Annotated in this window: 15 protein-coding genes; 6 read left to right on the forward strand and 9 right to left on the reverse strand. The window is 61.6% G+C overall.

Translation table 11 applies throughout. The features are described from left to right. Window positions 1-18 precede the first annotated feature (18 nt). Complete coding sequence (locus tag AC1D3C_RS16905; protein WP_477483691.1) at window positions 19-1,812, reverse strand: acetolactate synthase 3 large subunit; 1,794 nt, start codon at window positions 1,810-1,812, stop codon at window positions 19-21. A 399-nt stretch (window positions 1,813-2,211) separates the two neighbouring features. Here AC1D3C_RS16905 and AC1D3C_RS16910 point away from each other — a divergent pair, with 399 nt between their 5' ends. Further along, window positions 2,212-4,329: a helicase HerA domain-containing protein gene (locus AC1D3C_RS16910; RefSeq protein WP_477483692.1), complete on the forward strand. Its 2,118-nt coding sequence runs from the start codon at window positions 2,212-2,214 to the stop codon at window positions 4,327-4,329. Window positions 4,330-4,336: 7 nt separating this feature from the next. On the opposite strand, the gene miaA is transcribed toward AC1D3C_RS16910, so the two are convergent. Then, window positions 4,337-5,227, reverse strand: a complete 891-nt coding sequence (gene miaA / locus AC1D3C_RS16915; protein ID WP_477483693.1) for a tRNA (adenosine(37)-N6)-dimethylallyltransferase MiaA — start codon at window positions 5,225-5,227, stop codon at window positions 4,337-4,339. Here miaA and serB point away from each other — a divergent pair, their 5' ends adjacent. From serB to AC1D3C_RS16935, 4 genes are all read left to right on the forward strand, one after another. Then, window positions 5,228-6,118 (forward strand): phosphoserine phosphatase SerB, encoded by an 891-nt coding sequence (gene serB / locus AC1D3C_RS16920; RefSeq protein WP_477483694.1) that lies wholly within the window; start codon window positions 5,228-5,230, stop codon window positions 6,116-6,118. A gap of 91 nt (window positions 6,119-6,209) precedes the next feature. Then, on the forward strand, window positions 6,210-6,521 hold the full coding sequence (locus AC1D3C_RS16925) for a type II toxin-antitoxin system RelE/ParE family toxin (protein ID WP_477483695.1): 312 nt from the start codon (window positions 6,210-6,212) through the stop codon (window positions 6,519-6,521). Further along, window positions 6,518-6,829 carry a helix-turn-helix domain-containing protein gene (locus tag AC1D3C_RS16930; RefSeq protein ID WP_105415726.1) on the forward strand — a complete coding sequence of 104 codons (312 nt, stop codon included), beginning with the start codon at window positions 6,518-6,520 and terminating at the stop codon, window positions 6,827-6,829. Before AC1D3C_RS16925 ends, AC1D3C_RS16930 begins: the two co-directional genes overlap by 4 nt. A 24-nt stretch (window positions 6,830-6,853) precedes the next feature. After that, window positions 6,854-7,435: a GNAT family N-acetyltransferase gene (locus AC1D3C_RS16935; RefSeq protein ID WP_477483696.1), complete on the forward strand. Its 582-nt coding sequence runs from the start codon at window positions 6,854-6,856 to the stop codon at window positions 7,433-7,435. 17 nt (window positions 7,436-7,452) lie between these two features. Here AC1D3C_RS16935 and AC1D3C_RS16940 read toward each other — a convergent pair whose 3' ends face one another. The 6 genes from AC1D3C_RS16940 to AC1D3C_RS16965 form a co-directional block, all read right to left on the reverse strand. Then, window positions 7,453-9,099 (reverse strand): Do family serine endopeptidase, encoded by a 1,647-nt coding sequence (locus tag AC1D3C_RS16940; RefSeq protein ID WP_477483697.1) that lies wholly within the window; start codon window positions 9,097-9,099, stop codon window positions 7,453-7,455. A 222-nt stretch (window positions 9,100-9,321) separates the two neighbouring features. After that, complete coding sequence (gene hflC, locus AC1D3C_RS16945) at window positions 9,322-10,272, reverse strand: protease modulator HflC (RefSeq protein WP_038543440.1); 951 nt, start codon at window positions 10,270-10,272, stop codon at window positions 9,322-9,324. Continuing rightward, window positions 10,269-11,366 carry an FtsH protease activity modulator HflK gene (hflK, locus tag AC1D3C_RS16950; RefSeq protein WP_038543442.1) on the reverse strand — a complete coding sequence of 366 codons (1,098 nt, stop codon included), beginning with the start codon at window positions 11,364-11,366 and terminating at the stop codon, window positions 10,269-10,271. Before hflK ends, hflC begins: the two co-directional genes overlap by 4 nt. A 140-nt stretch (window positions 11,367-11,506) precedes the next feature. Beyond that, entirely contained in the window at window positions 11,507-12,037 is a 531-nt protein-coding gene (locus tag AC1D3C_RS16955) for a dihydrofolate reductase (RefSeq protein WP_038543444.1), read from the reverse strand. Continuing rightward, window positions 12,034-12,828, reverse strand: coding sequence for a thymidylate synthase (locus tag AC1D3C_RS16960; protein WP_250810517.1), 795 nt, complete (start codon window positions 12,826-12,828; stop codon window positions 12,034-12,036). Before AC1D3C_RS16960 ends, AC1D3C_RS16955 begins: the two co-directional genes overlap by 4 nt. Window positions 12,829-12,928: 100 nt before the next feature. Continuing rightward, a complete protein-coding gene (locus AC1D3C_RS16965; RefSeq protein ID WP_477483698.1) occupies window positions 12,929-13,822 on the reverse strand; it encodes an NAD-dependent epimerase/dehydratase family protein in 894 nt (297 codons plus the stop codon). 252 nt (window positions 13,823-14,074) lie between these two features. Here AC1D3C_RS16965 and AC1D3C_RS16970 point away from each other — a divergent pair, with 252 nt between their 5' ends. Continuing rightward, window positions 14,075-15,970, forward strand: coding sequence for a multicopper oxidase domain-containing protein (locus AC1D3C_RS16970; RefSeq protein WP_477483699.1), 1,896 nt, complete (start codon window positions 14,075-14,077; stop codon window positions 15,968-15,970). Between the two features lie 55 nt (window positions 15,971-16,025). Here the strand turns inward: AC1D3C_RS16970 and AC1D3C_RS16975 are convergent. Further along, window positions 16,026-16,972, reverse strand: a 947-nt coding sequence (locus tag AC1D3C_RS16975) for a sensor histidine kinase (protein WP_477483700.1), incomplete at its 5' end; no start/stop codon positions are given.

Raw genomic sequence — 16,972 nt, forward strand, 5'->3', positions numbered from 1 at the left:
AAGGATGTGCCGCCCGTCTCAGACGAGCTGGCGACCCTTGGCATCGATGGCATTGGCAACCGCTTCGTCGGTGGCTTCGTCCGGCAGCAGCATCTCGTTATGTGCCTTGCCCGAAGGGATCATCGGGAAGCAGTTGGCGAGATTGGCGACGCGGCAATCGAAGATCACCGGCTTCTTGACGGCGATCATTTCCTCGATCTTGTCATCGAGCTCCTTCGGATCGTCGCAGTAGATGCCGACGGCGCCATAGGCTTCCGCGAGCTTGACGAAGTCCGGCATCGCTTCCGTATAGGAGTTCGACAAGCGGTTACCGTGCAGCAGCTGCTGCCACTGACGGACCATGCCCATGTACTGGTTGTTCAGAATAAAGATCTTGACCGGCAGGTTATGCTGGATGGCGCAGGACATTTCCTGGATGCACATCTGGATCGACGCGTCGCCGGCAACGTCGATGACGAGGGCATCCGGATGTGCCACCTGAACGCCGATCGCCGCCGGCAGGCCGTAACCCATGGTGCCGAGGCCGCCCGAGGTCATCCAGCGGTTCGGCTCCTCGAACTCGAGGAACTGTGCCGCCCACATCTGGTGCTGGCCAACTTCCGTGGTGATGTAGGTGTCATGCCCCCTGGTCGCCTCGAAAAGGCGCTGCAGCGCATATTGCGGCATAATGACATCGTTGGAATGCTTGTAGGAGAAACTCTTGCGAGCCCGCCAGCGGCCGATCTGGCTCCACCATTCCTCGGTCTGCGCCTTGGCCGGCTTCTTCGGCAGAGCGCGCCACAGGCGTATCATGTCTGCGAGAACGCTGCCGACATCGCCGAGGATCGGAATGTCGACATGCACGTTCTTGTTGATCGAGGACGGATCGATATCGATATGGACCTTGCGCGAATTCGGCGAGAACGCGTTGAGGCGGCCGGTAATACGGTCGTCGAAACGGGCGCCGATGCAGACCATGACGTCGCAGTCATGCATCGCCATGTTCGCCTCGTAGGAGCCGTGCATGCCGAGCATGCCGAGCCAGTTCTTTCCGGAAGCCGGATAGGTACCGAGCCCCATCAGCGTCGAAGTGATCGGGAAATCGCTGAGCTCGACCAGCTCGCGCAGCAGCCGCGAGGCCTCCGGGCCGGAATTGACGACGCCGCCGCCGGTATAGAGAATCGGCCGGCGCGCCGAGGCCATCAGCTCGATGGCCGCCTGGATGGCATTGATGTCGCCCTGGGTGCGCGGTTGATAACTGGTGTTCTGGGCGATCTCCGGCTTCGGCGTATAGGTGCCGGTCGCAAACTGGACGTCCTTCGGGATATCGACGACGACCGGGCCCGGCCGCCCGGTCTGGGCGATGCGGAAAGCCTCGTGGATGATGCCGGCCAGGTCGTTGACGTCCTTGACCAGCCAGTTGTGCTTGGTGCAGGGCCGGGTGATGCCGACGGTGTCGCATTCCTGGAAGGCGTCCGAGCCGATCAGCGTCGTCGGGACCTGCCCGGACAGGCAGACCAGCGGAACCGAATCCATCAGGGCATCCTGCAGCGGAGTGACTGCATTGGTGGCGCCTGGACCGGAGGTCACCAGCATGACCCCGACCTTGCCGGTTGAGCGGGCATAACCTTCGGCCGCATGGCCGGCGCCCTGCTCGTGGCGAACGAGAATGTGCTGAATGTCGTCCTGCTGGAAGATCTCGTCATAGATCGGCAGGACGGCGCCGCCCGGATATCCGAAGATATGTTCGACGCCATTCTCCTTCAGAGCCCTCAGGACGATCTCCGCACCAGTCATCCGGTTATCTGGCGTCTGATTATTTGTATCCGTCATTGTCTTGGTCCATTCGCTGCTGGATTTTTTACCGGCGGCTCCTCCGAGCCGGATTGAAGGCATAAAAAAAGGCCCCTTGGAGGAGCCTGTCTTTCCGCGCATGGGTGGCTGTCGCCGGACGGTTACACCGTCCTGCCCATACGCGTTCCCACCACAATAAGAGCGATCGAGATCTTCATGGCGCGAAGTGTTAGCCAGATAAATGTCGTTCGTCAACGTGGGCATGCGCCAAAAATCGTCATCAGTTTGATTTTGCTGCTCCGTTTCCACGCATTCGGCCGCGCGCTTTCCTACACGAGTTGTTAAGGCCGGCACAATATACTCCTCCTGTTTGGAGGGTAGCGACCCGACGGACGAGCCCTGAGCTGATCCGCCACCCCCAATAATAGGGGCCCGAGTTTGTTGAACAACGATCTGCAACGTTCCGCATCCGCAGGAGAGCAGGATCGTCGCGACATCCAGAGACCCGGCAATCGCATGCTTGGCCGCGTCGTCGCCTGCACCGGCTCGCACGCCACCATTTCCGCCGTTGCCGAACACGGCGAGACCGATCTTACCGAACTGTGGTCCGTCGGCCGGCTGATCTCCATCAGCGTCGGCGAAAACCGTGTCGTGGCACTTGCCTATGCAATGCAGACCGGTGGCAAGGAGTGGAGCGAAAACGGCAACACCAGTTTCCACATCGAGGCCGAGCTGCTTGGCGAGGTGCGCAAGGGACCTGATGGTCGCGACGAGTTCACCGGCGGCATATCGTGTTATCCCTATCTCGGCGCGGTGGCGCACCGCATTCGTGCCGCCGACCTTTCCCGCATTTATGATACCGGCAAGAACGAAACCTGCGTGGTCGGCAAGCTGACGCAGGACGACACGATCGACGCGACGATCCATATCCCGTCGATGCTGTCGAAACACTTCGCCATCGTCGGCTCGACCGGCGTCGGCAAGTCGACCGCCGTCTCCCTGCTCCTCCACAAGGCGATCGAGACCGACCCGAAGCTGCGCGTCCTCATTCTCGATCCGCACAACGAATTTGCCGCGGCCTTTCCGGATCACGCCGTCGTCATCGATACCGAAACGCTCGACCTGCCCTTCTGGCTGATGAGGCTCGAAGAGTTTTCCGAAGTGGTTTTTCGCGGCCGTCCGGCCGTTGCGGAAGAACTGGACATCCTGCGCGACCTCATCCCGGAGGCGAAACGCGCCTTTCGCGGCAACGAGACGTCGCTGATGCGCCGCTCGACAGAAAAAAGCTCGGTCACTGCCGATACGCCGGTTCCCTACCGCATGGCGGACCTGCTGGCCCTGATCGACGAACGGATCGGCCGCCTCGAAGGCCGCGGCGAAAAACCCTTCCTGCGGTCGTTGAAGATGCGCATCCTGTCGGCGATCAACGACCCGCGCTATCACTTCATGTTCTCCAACAATACGATCAACGACACGATCATGGAGACGATCGCCTATATCTTCCGCATTCCCGGCGACGACCGGCCGATCTCGACCTTCCAGCTCGCCGGCATTCCCTCTGAAGTCGTCAATTCCATCGCCTCGGTCCTCTGCCGCATGGCGTTCGAGTTGGCGCTCTGGAGCAATGGCGCCATCCACATGCTCGTCGTTTGCGAAGAAGCCCACCGTTATGTGCCGGCCGACCGTGAACTGGGTTTTTTCCCGACAAGGCAGGCCATCTCGCGCATCGCCAAGGAAGGCCGCAAATACGGCGTCTCGCTCGGCGTCATCACCCAGCGTCCCGGCGAACTCGACCAGACGATCCTGTCGCAGTGCTCGACCGTGTTCGCGATGCGACTGTCCAACGACCGCGACCAGGAAATCATCAAATCGGCGATCCCGAATTCGTCGATCTCGACGACCAGCTTTCTGTCGTCGATCGGTAATGGCGAGGCGATCGCTTTCGGCGAGGCGATCTCCGTGCCGATGCGCATGCGGTTTTCCCGCGTCGAAAAGAAATACCTGCCCAAGGCCAATGGCGTCGCCGACAAGGGTACGGAGGACACGCCGGATACGGTCGATCTGCGCACCGTGATCGCCCGCATGCGCGCCGTCAGCGGCCCGGATATTTCCGCCTTCCAGCAAAGCTACGCCACGGCGACGGCGCCCTTCCCGGAAGGCGCTTCCGATACCGAGGAGGACGCCGATGACGATTTCCCGCCGGCAGGCGATGCCGAACTCGATCGCTGGAACCGGGAGATCCGCTCGACCGGCCATGTGACGATCAACCCGACACCGCCCATGGCGACCAACCCGCAGCTGGAACCCTATCGGCCGGAAATGCTGCCGCGCGCGGCGGCGCCCGAACAACCCTTAGCGCCCCGACCCGACCGTTTCGCAGAACTGCGCCGCGACCGTCCGCCTGAGCCGTCGCCCTACCAGCCCGCACCTCCGACATTCCAGCGTCCGCCGGCACCCGAAGGCGCGCCGCGCCCGAACCCGCTGCTCCGGCGCGAAGGATCGCTGCGCGAAAGCCTGCTGAAGAAACCGCTGAGCAGCCTTTACGACAAGGACTGAGCCGGTCTCAGGCCAATCGCTCCCAGCTTTCGTCCATCTGGTTGCGAAACCAGGTCATCTGCCGCTTGGCATATTGGCGGGTCAGTGCAGAGCTGCGTTCGATAACCTCTTCCCGGCTGATGCGGCCTTCCAGCATCTCGGCGATCTGTGCAACGCCGATCGCCTTCATGACGGGCAGATCGGGTGCGGGACCGAGCGCCAGCAGCGCCCTCACCTCATCCACGGCCCCGGTCTCCAGCATTGTCTCGAAACGGCGGTTGATCCGTTCGTGCAGCAGCTTCCTGTCCGGCAGGACGACAAGCTTCTTCGCCCTCGAAGGGTCGATCACCATCGGCCCCTGCCTGCCCTGAAACTCGGTGATGGAGCGACCGGTCTCGGCCAGAACCTCCAACGCCCTGACGATCCGCTGCCCGTCCCTGGCCTCCATGCTCGCGGCTAAGGGCGGGTCACGCACCAGAAGCTCCGCATGCAGCGCCTCGGGGCCTTCCTCCTTCAGGCGCAGGCGCACCTCGCAGCGAATATCCTGCGAGATTTCCGGCATGTCGGACAGCCCGCCGGTCAGAGCCTTGAAATAAAGCCCGGTGCCGCCGACGAAGACCGGCAGCCGGCCGTCGCGCTTCAATTCCGGCAGGAGCGCCGTCACGTCCCGCAGCCACTCGCCGGTGGAGTAGGCGCGTGTCGCCGGCACATGCCCGTAGAGCAGATGCGGCACGCCCTCCATCTCGTCCTCCGCCGGTCGCGCCGTCAGGATCCGAAGCGTGTCGTAGACCTGCATGCTGTCGGCATTGATCACCACACCGTTTTTCTCGCGCGCCAGGCGCAATGCAAGCGCTGACTTGCCGCTGGCCGTCGGCCCGGTTATCAGGATCGCATCAAAATTGTCGATAAGGTCGCTCATATGGCTTTCGTTGCCACGCTCATTGCCCATCCGTCAAACCCAGTTCTCACGCAAAAGCTCGGAGAACAAGCGGCGGAGGCAGTGAAAGCCTCGGGCCTCTACTGGCTGGCGGATGGTATCGCCTGCGATATCGCGCTGCGCGACGGCACCGATCTGCAGACAGCCGAGGCCGATCTGAGGGCTCTCATTGGCAGCGCACCTATCGATCTCGTTATCCAGAATGCCGATACGCGGCGGAAAAAATTCCTGATCGCCGATATGGATTCGACCATGATCGGCCAGGAATGCATCGACGAGCTCGCCGATGTCGTGGGGCTGAAGGACAAGGTCGCGACGATCACAGCGCGTGCCATGAACGGCGAGATCGCCTTCGAGCCCGCCCTTCGCGAACGTGTCGCACTTCTGAAGGGCCTGCCGATCACCGTCGTCGACGACGTCATCGCCAAGCGCATCACGCTGACATCTGGCGGGCCGGAACTGATCGCCACCATGAAGGCCAGAGGCAATTACGCCGCCCTCGTGTCGGGCGGCTTTACCGTCTTTACCAGCCGCATCGCCGCGACCCTCGGCTTCGACGAGAACCGCGCCAACATCCTCCTCGAAAATGATGGCATTCTCACCGGTGAGGTTGCCGAACCCATCCTCGGCAAGCAGGCTAAGATCGACGCGCTTCTCGCCATCACCGAAAAACTCGGGATTTCGCCGGAAGACACAATCGCCGTCGGCGACGGCGCCAACGATCTCGGCATGCTCGACATCGCCGGCTCCGGCGTGGCATTGCACGCCAAGCCCACCGTTGCCGCCCAGGCCAAGATGCGCATCGACCACGGCGACTTGACCGCCCTGCTCTACATCCAGGGTTATCGCAGGGCGGATTTCATTATCACCTGAGCACAACCTAAGCGATTGACGAAGTGCAGTTCGCATCGCATCATACGCATTGAAAATCATTGCAAAAATGGTATATTCAATGCATTGGAAAATGGAATTTCTGAACGATCGCGTCAGGATCGAGCTAGAAGCGTTTCCTATCGACATTGTTGCCAGTTTTCTCCGCATCGTAAAGCTGATCGAGCTGGAAGGACCCGCCAAGGTGCACGAGCCCTATGTGAAGCACCTTGAGGGGCCGATCTGGGAAATGCGGATGCGCGGCCGAGACGGGATAGCCCGGGCAGCTTATGTAACGGCTTCAGGTCATCGGATCGTGGTCTTGCATGTCTTTCAGAAGAAGACGCAGAAAACGCCCAGACGCGAAATTGAGATCGCGCTCAGACGGGCAAAGGATGTGAGATGAACAAGAAGAGCCTTCTGGTAAGCGAGGCAGCGAAGGAATGGTTCAAGGACCCCGAATTCGTCGCAGCCTATGATGCGCTCGAAGAGGAGTTTGCCCTCGCGGAGGCCTTGATCAAGGCACGCGCCCAGGCCTCCATGACGCAGGAAGACGTCGCCAAGGCCATGGGCACGACTCAGGCCGCCATCGCCCGGCTGGAGAGTGGTCGTTCCATGCCCTCGACCCGCACCCTGCAACGGTTCGCCGATGCGACGGGCACGAAACTCCGAATCAGTTTCCAGAAGCCGAAATCCTCTTCGAGAGCGTCATAGAGCAGGCTGACCGTGCATCGTCCGATGATCATCCTCGAAACCGAACGCCTGCGCCTCAGGAGCTGGATCGACAGCGACCGCGATCTCTTTCGCGAGATCAATTCCGATCCGAAGGTGATGGAATTTTTTCCGTTCCGCCGCACCCATGAAGAGGCAGATGCATTTCTCGTCAAGCTCAACGACACGATCACCGAGACGGGGCTCGGTTTCTATGCGCTGGAACTGAAGGAAACCCAGGAGCCCATGGGTTTCTGCGGCCTGTCCCTCGCCAACATGCCGGATATCTTTCCGCTGGAAACGGTGGAGATCGGCTGGCGGCTGGCGACCCGGTTCTGGGGCAACGGTTATGCCACGGAGGCAGCACGCGCCCTGCTCGACTTCGCTTTCGGGGAAAAGCATCTCGACGCAGTCGTCTCCTTTGCGGTCGGCGAAAACAGGCGATCGACCGCGGTCATGAAACGGCTCGGCCTGCACCGCATCACCGGCATGGATTTCGACCATCCGCGGGTGCCGGATACGCACCCGCATCTGAAACCGCATGTGGTCTATGCGGTCACGCGCGACGAATGGCAACGGCAGAAGGCGGCTGCGGAACGCACCCGCTGACCGCTCTGCTCCTGAGCTTACTCCAGCGGCAGCGCCACGAACCGAAGGTTGCCGGAAGGGTCGGATACCATCACATGCGCGTTGCGGCGGCCTTCGGACTTCAGCACGGCGATCCGTTTGACGACGTCGGCTGGGCTTTCGACAAAATCCTGCGCCACCTCGACCACGACCTCGCCGACCTTCAGCCCCTTCTGGGCGGCAGGCGAATTCGGCGCGACGGCCGTGATCACCACGCCCTCGACGCTTTCGACAATGCTGAAGCTCTTGCGGCGATCCTCGTCCAGCACAGCGAGCGTCATGCCGAAGGCTGCGGCGGGGTCCTGGCTGAGCTCGCCCTTCTGGTCGCCGGGCGCATTGTTGTTGGGCGCCTTGTTCTCGCCCTGGCCTTCCGGCAGGGCCGGCTGGTCGTCCTCCTCCTGCGGCTCGGCGCTGTCTTCGAGACGCCCGAGCGTCACCTTGACGGTCTGCTGCTTGCCGTCGCGCAGGATCACCACGTCGACTTCCTTGCTGACTGGGCTTTCTGCCACGATGCGCGGCAGGTCGCGCATCTCGTTGACCGCCTGGCCGTCGAAGCTCAGGATCACGTCGCCGGCCTTGATCTCGCCGTTCTTGATCGGCCCGCCGCTGACGACGCCCGACACCAGCGCGCCACGTGCCCGGTCGAGACCAAGGCTTGCCGCAACGTCGTCGGTCACCGGCTGGATGCGCACGCCGAGCCAGCCGCGACGCGTCTCGCCGAATTCGGTCAGCTGGTGCACGACATTTTCGGCGAGTTCCGTCGGCACGGCGAAACCGATGCCGATCGAACCGCCGGAGGGTGAAATGATCGCCGTGTTGATACCGATCACCTCGCCGCGCATGTTGAACAGCGGGCCACCGGAATTGCCCTTGTTGATCGCCGCATCCGTCTGGATGAAGTTGTCATAGGGGCCGGCATTGATGTTGCGCCCACGCGCCGAGATGATGCCCAGTGTCACGGACCCGCCGAGGCCGAACGGGTTGCCGATCGCCATCACCCAGTCGCCGATCCTCATGCGGCGGGAATCGCCGAAACGCACTGCCTTCAGCGGCGCCTTGGGCTCGACCTTCAGCACCGAAAGGTCGGTCTTGGTGTCAGTGCCGACCAGCCTGGCCTTGAGCTTCGTGCCGTTCGGAAAAATCACCTCGATGTCGTCGGCACCTTCGATGACGTGGTTGTTGGTGACCACGTAGCCGGAGGGGTCGATCACGAAACCGGAGCCGAGCGAGGAGACCTTCTGGTTGCCGTTCTGCTTGCCCTGGCCGTCGAAAAAGTCCTCGAAGAACTCCTGGAAGGGCGAGCCCTCCTGAATCTGCGGCTGTGGGCCGGCACCCTGGTCCTTGACGCTCTGCGATGTCGAGATGTTGACGACGGCATCGAGCAGGCCTTCGGCGAGATCGGCGATCGATCCCGGGCCGCCGCCTGCCATTGGCCCTGGAGCCGGCGGCGGATTGATGCTCGGCGACGGCGTCGGCGGGGCGGRCAGCATGACGCCGGGAGAACCGGCGGCCGGCGGATTGGCATTCTGCCCCGGAGCGGCAGGGACCGCCGTCTGGGCAATCGCCTGCAAGGGTGCCGCCAGGACGGCAAAAGTTGCCGCAAGCGTGACGGTGCGCTTGAAGGTCGATCGAACCGAATGGGCCATCTGGCGTCCTCGCTGTTGGATTGTCCGCATCACCCCGGAAGAGCGGTCTCGACCCGGGCAGGCCATAGGAACCTTTGAATCGGGCGGAGTTTCGGCAGAGCATAGGGCGGAATGACGACGGTGGAAATTACCTTTTCGTGAGGATTGTGTCCTCTACCCGTCACGCCTGTGGATGGTCTTGTTATGAAAGGGGCGGCTTTGCGCCGCCCCCGTCTTGTCGGATCAGTTCGCCGGCGCTGCGGGTGCAGCAGGCGGCGCCGGCCGCGCAGGTGCCGGCACCGGCGCAAGTGCCTGACCTGCGGACGAGTTGAAGAACCGGAAGAATTCCGAATCCGGCGACAACACAAGCGTCGTGCCGTTATCGGCAAGTGCGGCCACATAGGCGCGCATCGTGCGGTAGAACTCGAAGAAGGCCGGATCGCGCTGGAAGGCCTCGCCGAAGATCTTGTTGCGCTCGGCGTCGCCCTGACCGCGCAGGATTTCCGAATCCCGCTGCGCTTCGGAGACCAGTTCGACGACCTGACGGTCGGCAATAGCACGACGCCGCTGGCCTTGCTCGTTACCACGGGCGCGGATCAGCTCGGCCTCGGCAAGACGCTCGGCCTTCATGCGCTGGAAGGTCTGCTGAGAGACTTCCTGAGTGAGGTCGGTGCGCCGGATACGAACGTCGCGGATCGCAAGCCCCAAGGTTTCCGCCGCAGCAGTGAGGTCGGTGCGAACCTCCTGCATCATCGAAGAGCGTTCGTTGGAGAGCGCCGCATCGAAATTGCGCAGACCGTAGACACGGCGCAGTGCTGCATCGAGGCGGGTGCGAAGCCGCGACTCGGCCGAATCGCGATCACCCGAGACCGTTTCCCGGAAGAGGCGCGGATCGGCAATCGAATAGACGACGAAAGCGTCGACTTCATAAAACGCACCACCGCGCACCTGTACGCGGATATTGTCGAGATCGAAGCGCAAAGCCCGGTCCTCGACATACTGGACACGATCGGCATCCATGAAGGCGAATGGCAGCTTGAAATAGATGCCAGGCGCGCGTTTGACGTCCTGGATCTCACCGAAGCGGACGACGACTGCCTGTTCGCGCTCGTTGACCACGAAAACCGACGAATAGATCAGCACGAGGAGAACCGCGAGGCCGATCAGGATTGCGGGGAGTCGATTGGAGTTCATCGTGTGCCCCCCTGGGTCGTCTGCGGCTTGATCATCTCGTTGAGCGGCAGATAGGGAACCACGCCGTCCTTGTTGTCCAGAATGATCTTGCGGGAATTCTTCAGGACCGTTTCCATGGTTTCGAGGAAGATCCGCCGGCGCGTCACTTCAGGCGCGTTCGCATATTCGTTGTAGATCGAAACGAAGCGCTGCGCCTCGCCCTGCGCTTCGTTGACGACCTTGTCCTTGTAGGCGGATGCCTCTTCACGGACCTGGGCTGACTGACCGCGCGCCTGGCCGAGCTTCTGGTTGGAATACTGGTTCGCTTCTTCGACGAAACGATCCTCGTCCTGTTCGGCGCGCTGTACTTCTTCGAACGCGTCGGCCACTTCACGCGGCGGAGCTGCATCCTCGATCGGCACGGCATTGATGGAAAGGCCGGAGCCGTAGGTATCCATCGTGCCCTGGATGATATTACGCACTTCGGTCGAGATGCCTTCGCGGTTGTCGCGGAAGATGTCCTGCGCCGGGCGACGGCCGACGACTTCGCGCATGGCGCTTTCGGAAACCTGCTGCAGCGTCGCGGCCGGGCCTTCGAGGTTGAACAGATAGGCCTTCGGATCGGTGACGGTGAACAGGACCGAGAACTGCACGTTGACGATGTTCTGGTCGCCGGTCAGCATCCAGCCGGCATTGGAGCTGGAGCCCCGCGTCGCGCCGATATTCTGCTGCTGTTCGGTGACCTTGACGATCTCGACGGTTTCGAGCGGCCAGAAATGGAAATGCAGGCCCGGCATGGAGATTTCATCCTTCGGCCGCCCGAAACGCAGTTCGACGCCACGCTCGTCCGGCTGAACGGTGTAGATGGACTGAAAGGCGAGGAAGGCGAAAATGACGATGATCACGATCGTGAAGGCGCCGCCGTTGAAGCCGCCGGGCATCATGCCGCGCAGCCTGTCCTGACTGCGCCTTATGATGTCTTCGAGGTCCGGCGGCCCGCCGCTTCCCCCGCCGCCGCGCGGGCGGTTCGGTCCCTGTCCCCAGGGGCCCTGATTATTACCGCCACCGCCGCCCCAAGGGCCACCGCCGCCACCATTCTGATTGCTCCAGGGCATCAAAACCTCTTTGTTCGTATTCGCTCCCAAGCCGCGACCCTGCCGTGCGGCATCGATCTGGCTATTGCCCGTTATAGGGATGGGGAGGCCCGCTTTCAACGCAGGTTCAATAACTTCCCGTTCAACGGTAACGAAATGTTTCAGTTTGTCGCGGCTCGACGGACATAAGTGGCGAAACGGGTCGGATAGCTGTCCTTCTCGCCGGCCGGAACAGCTATCTCCTCCACCTTGTCGAAGAGATCCGGATCGATGGCCGGAAAGAGCGTATCGCCGTCGGAAATCCCGGTTTCGACATGGGTAATGCGCAGCATGTCGGCGATCCCGATCGCCTGCGCGTAAATCTCGCCACCGCCCAGCACAAAGATTTCGTCCGAGCCGGTTTCCTGCGCCCTGCGGCCGGCAATCTCGACGGCTTCGTCAAACGATGCAGCCACATCGACGCCGTCATAATGAAAATCCGGGTTGCGGGTGACGATCACATGCGGCCGACCCGGAAGCGGCCGTCCTCCGAAGGAATCAAAGGTTCGGCGCCCGACGATGACCGGCTTGCCCAAGGTCAGCGCCTTGAAGCGCTTGAGATCTGTCGAAAGCCTCCAGGGCATATCGCCATCGCGGCCGATGACGCCGTCCTGCGAAACCGCGGCGATGATGACGAGGCGAGGCCTGCTCACACCGCCACCGCCGCCTTGATATGCGGATCGGCCTCATACCCTTCGAGCGCAAAATCCTCGAAGCGGAAGGAGAAAATGTCCTTCACGGCGGGATTGATGCGCATCGTCGGCAGCGCCTTCGGAGTGCGGGTCAGCTGCAGCTTCGCCTGCTCGAAATGATCCGAGTAGATATGCGTATCGCCGAGCGTGTGGACGAAGTCGCCGGGCTTCAGGCCGGTGACCTGCGCCACCATCATCGTCAGCAGGGCGTAGGACGCGATGTTGAACGGCACGCCGAGGAAAACGTCTGCGGAGCGCTGGTAGAGCTGGCAGGAAAGCTTGCCGTCCGCGACATAGAACTGGAACAGGCAGTGGCAGGCCGGCAGCGCCATGTCGTCGAGCTGGCCGACATTCCAGGCCGATACGATATGACGGCGCGAATTCGGATTGACCTTGAGGCCCTCGATCAGCTGCGAGATCTGGTCGACATGGCTGCCGTCGGGGGCTGGCCAGGAACGCCACTGGTAGCCGTAGACGGGCCCGAGCTCACCCTTCTCGTCGGCCCATTCATCCCAGATCGAAACGCCGTTCTCCTTGAGGTAGGCGATATTGGTGTCGCCCTTCAGGAACCACAGGAGCTCGTGGATGATCGATCTCAGATGCAGCTTCTTGGTCGTGAGGACCGGAAAACCTTCCGCGAGGTCGAAGCGCATCTGGTAGCCGAACACCGAGCGGGTGCCCTTGCCGGTCCGGTCGCCCCGGTCGGTGCCGGTTTCCATCACATGCCGGAGAAGATCGAGATATTGTTTCATGGGGTCAGGCCGCCGATTCCATCGTCATGGAATCATATAGTAGCACACGTCGGCCCGACCAATCTCGTTTGATGGCTTTCCCCCGTTTTAGCGGTGCCAATCAATTGGAGACGTATTTCCGCCAATTGTGGCTTTCGGCAAAACCTAACACCTCCCGGATCTTGCCGTTGCTGATCGGCGCCTCGAATTCACCGATCTCGCCGGTGATGGGCGTTCCGGGCGCCCAACGCTCCAGGAAGGGTCTGGTCGGCTCAAGCGCCGTGATCGTGTCGTTGACCGCATTGAAGACCTGGAAGCCCAGCCCGTCCTTTTCGACGCACAGATGCACGATCTGGCCGAGATCGCGGGCATCGATGTAGCTCCAGGCATTGCGCTTGCGCGACGGCGGGTCCGCCAGGAAGCCGGGGAAGCGGTTGTAGTCCTCCGGCGAGATCACGTTGCCGATCCGCAGCGCATAGATGTCTGCGCCGAAACGCATGGCGAAGGCCCGCGCCGTCTTCTCGTTAACGACCTTGGAGAGACCGTAGCTATCCATCGGATCGACATCGTAATCTTCTGTGAGCGGAAACGAACGATAGTCCTTGTCGCCTTCGGCAAAGCAGACGCCATAGGTCGTCTCGCTGGACGCGATGATCACCTTGGAGATGCCGAGCTTCATCGCCGCCTCGATGACATTGTAGGTGGAGATCGTGTTGGCCGAAAACGTCGCGTTGTCGGGCCGCATCAGGATGCGCGGCACGGCGGCGAAATGCACCACCGCATCGACGGGCGCCGGCCCCTTGCCGCTCTCCAGCCCCTTGAAGCCGAAATGCATGGAGAGCGCATTGAAAGTCTCGCCGCCGTCCCTGAGATCGGTAATGAGAGTGTTGACGCCAGGGCAATCGAGCGGCACCAGGTCGAGGTTGAAGACCTCATGCCCTTGCCCGAGAAGATACGGCACGACATGCCGCCCGGCCTTGCCGCTGCCGCCGGTGAATACGATCCGCTTGCCCATGACCGCGCCTCCTCAAATCCCATCCGGGCCCTGTCGCGACTGTCGATATCGTCCGCCTGCCTTTTGCGAGCCCGGTATCGCCAGCCGAAAACGACCTGTCTGGGTCAATGATGAAGCATGGCACCGCCAGCCCGTCAACGTCGATCACGCAAAAGCAGAACGCATGAAACACGCCTGGAAGCGTTTGACCTTCCAACGCTGGAAACTTGTAGCGTCCGCTCCATCTCGTGACTTCGCGATGTGGAGGAAGCCATGTTCATCCAGCCAATCGATTACCTTCTCTTCGTCTGGTTCATCCTGGCCGGCCTCAGCACGCTCTACGTTGCCTGGGACCAGTTCAGGAACAATCCCGAACCGGCGGTGATGAAATGGGGCTTCATCCTCGTCACGCTCTACCTCGGACCGATCGGCCTGCTTCTCTACATCCTGGCGGACAAGGAACCTGTGCCCGGAACGCATGAGGAGTTCATCAAGCCGCTGTGGAAGCAGGGGATCGGCTCCACCATCCACTGCGTTGCCGGCGACGCCACGGGCATCATCATTGCCGCCGCGATCACCGCTCTTCTCGGCCTGCCGATGTGGATCGATATCATCATCGAATACATTGCCGGTTTCACGCTCGGCCTGTTCATCTTCCAGGCTCTGTTCATGAAGAACATGATGGGCGGCTCCTACTGGCAGAATGTCCGACATTCGTTCATGCCGGAATTCATCAGCATGAATGCGATGATGGCTGGGATGGCTCCGGTCATGGCGATCCTGATGATGGGCCGCGACATGAGGGCCATGTGGCCGGGAGAAATGCTCTTCTGGGGCGTGATGGCCCTCGGCATCGGGGTAGGTTTTGCGATTGCCTACCCGTTCAATGTCTGGCTGGTTGCCAAGGGACTGAAGCACGGGCTGATGACGGAGAAAGGCCAAATGGCCGGCGACACGCATGGGCAGCACCAGGGCGCACATGCCCGTGGAGACGAGAACCGACAAGAGCAAGATGGCAAGGATCAGCGTCACGGGTCGGGGCAGGATCGCCCAAGCCGCGCATTCGCCCCTACCCGTCTCCAGATCGCGACGATGGCCGCATTCACCTCGATCATGCTGATCGCCGGCTTCGCCTACCCGTTCACCAGGGTGAATATGCATCTGGGCGCCCACGACGTCGGTGGTGCGATCATGGCTCCCGGAATGATCATGGCGTTCGATACGCCCGGCGACGCCATGCGCGACATGGCGGCGGTCGATCCTCGCCTCGCCGGTTTTCGGGCGCGGGAGACGGCGACCGGCGGCGAAGTCCTTCCCCCGCGCATCGAAGGGGACGTCAAGGTCTTCGACCTGACCGCCTCGGTGATCCGATGGTCGATCCTGCCCGGCGAAACGGTGGAGGCCTACGCCTACAACAATCAGGTTCCGGGGCCGACCTTGCGGGTCGTGCAAGGCGACAAGGTCCGGATCAACGTCACGAACCGGCTGCCGGAAAGCACGACCGTCCATTGGCATGGCCTGATCCTGCCAAACGAGATGGACGGGCCGGCCCACATCACCCAGAAGCCGATAGAGCCGGGCCAGACCTTCACCTACGAATACACTGTCGGGCAGTCGGGCACGTATTTCTACCACACGCACGACCACGTGGACCGGCAGCAGTCGCTTGGCCTCTACGGGGCGCTGATCATCGATCCCAAGGATGCGGCCGACGAAATTCCCGCCGATCTCGAATATACGATGCAACTTCAGGAATGGGTGAAGCGGGAGTGGCTCACATATCCCGCCATGCCGATGGAAGGCGCCCTGCCCAACTTCTTCACGATCAACGGAAAATCCTATCCCGCGACGGATACGATCAAGATGAAGGTCGGGCAGAAATTGAAGGTGCGCTTCGTCGGCTCCCACACGACGGCCATCCATCCGATGCACATCCACGGAGGCCCGTTCGAGGTCACTGCGCGTGACGGCGAGACGCTACCGCCGCCTGCCCAGTACCTAGCTGACACGGTCAATGTTGCTCCCGGACAACGGTATGACGTCATATGGACCGCCCGGCGGCCGGGCAAATGGCTCGTCCACTGCCATATCCCCCACCACACGACCAACAACAATGTGGAGGTCGATGGCGGTGGCGGCTTGATGCTAGTGATCGATGTGCAACCGTGAACGAGTGCGAGGGTGACGGTGCGAAAATCGCACGCGAAGCACTGCCCCCGCAGCCTCAGATGCTGCGAAACAGAATAACCACGGACAGTCCCGGCGCATTGTCCAGCAACTCGACCTTCGCACCATGAAGCTCTGCAATCGCTTTTACGAGGCTGAGGCCAAGACCTAATCCGACGGTGGTTCTGCTTTTTTCCAGCCGATAGAAGCGATCGAAGACCCGCTCCCGCTCTTCCGCAGGTATGCCTAGGCCGTCATCGGATACGCTCAGGCAGATCGCGCCACCGCGATGCGTCAAGCCCAATGTGATGGTAGACCCGGACGGCGTATGACGGAGCGCATTGGCGAGCAGATTGGCCAACATTTGCCTTATCAGGTCCGGATCGGCGCGAACCTGACATTCCTCTCCGGCTTCTTGTATACGAAGCTCGTAGCCGGCCTCCGCCGCAATCACGTCGTAAATGTCGTAGATGTCGCGGACCAGCGCCGTGAGATCGATTGACTTGAAATGGGCAGTCCTGTTGCGGGCCTCAATCTGAGCAATCCTCAAAAGTGCGTCGAACGTGTTTGCTATCGCGGTCAGTTCAGCGAGAGCGGCCTCTATCGCGTTTTTGGCCTCTTCCGTCGTTTCTGCTTGCAGAGCGTCGTCCAGGATCAGGAATGTGCGACCGATGGGCGTTTTCAGGTCATGAGCAACATCCGTCGTCACCTGGTGCAGGGTGGCGACGCTCGCCTCCAGACGCTCCAACGCAACATTGACCTCCGACGATAACATGTCGATCTCGTCCATCCTCGAAGAGACCGGCAGTCGCCTCGCAAGTTCGCCGCGTCCGATGGCATGAGCGGTTTGAGACAGCTCGGAAATCCGCCGACGGGTGCGATATCTCAGCACGACGGCCCCGCCGAGCCCGACTGCGAATACGATTGCGGTGGCCCACCCGAAGCTGACCAGCACGATCCGTGCCAGCTCGTCGGTGTCGCCGTAGCTGATGCCAACGGTCAGGT

The sequence above is a fragment of the Neorhizobium sp. P1_A6 genome, assembly GCF_056406795.1.

Coding starts and splice junctions, on each gene's coding strand:
- AC1D3C_RS16905 (WP_477483691.1), bottom strand. CDS start 1,812: ATGACGGATACAAATAATCAGACGCCAGATAACCGGATGACTGGTGCG.
- miaA (WP_477483693.1), bottom strand. CDS start 5,227: ATGAGCGACCTTATCGACAATTTTGATGCGATCCTGATAACCGGGCCG.
- serB (WP_477483694.1), top strand. CDS start 5,228: ATGGCTTTCGTTGCCACGCTCATTGCCCATCCGTCAAACCCAGTTCTC.
- AC1D3C_RS16925 (WP_477483695.1), top strand. CDS start 6,210: ATGGAATTTCTGAACGATCGCGTCAGGATCGAGCTAGAAGCGTTTCCT.
- AC1D3C_RS16930 (WP_105415726.1), top strand. CDS start 6,518: ATGAACAAGAAGAGCCTTCTGGTAAGCGAGGCAGCGAAGGAATGGTTC.
- AC1D3C_RS16935 (WP_477483696.1), top strand. CDS start 6,854: ATGATCATCCTCGAAACCGAACGCCTGCGCCTCAGGAGCTGGATCGAC.
- hflC (WP_038543440.1), bottom strand. CDS start 10,272: ATGAACTCCAATCGACTCCCCGCAATCCTGATCGGCCTCGCGGTTCTC.
- hflK (WP_038543442.1), bottom strand. CDS start 11,366: ATGCCCTGGAGCAATCAGAATGGTGGCGGCGGTGGCCCTTGGGGCGGC.
- AC1D3C_RS16960 (WP_250810517.1), bottom strand. CDS start 12,828: ATGAAACAATATCTCGATCTTCTCCGGCATGTGATGGAAACCGGCACC.
- AC1D3C_RS16965 (WP_477483698.1), bottom strand. CDS start 13,822: ATGGGCAAGCGGATCGTATTCACCGGCGGCAGCGGCAAGGCCGGGCGG.
- AC1D3C_RS16970 (WP_477483699.1), top strand. CDS start 14,075: ATGTTCATCCAGCCAATCGATTACCTTCTCTTCGTCTGGTTCATCCTG.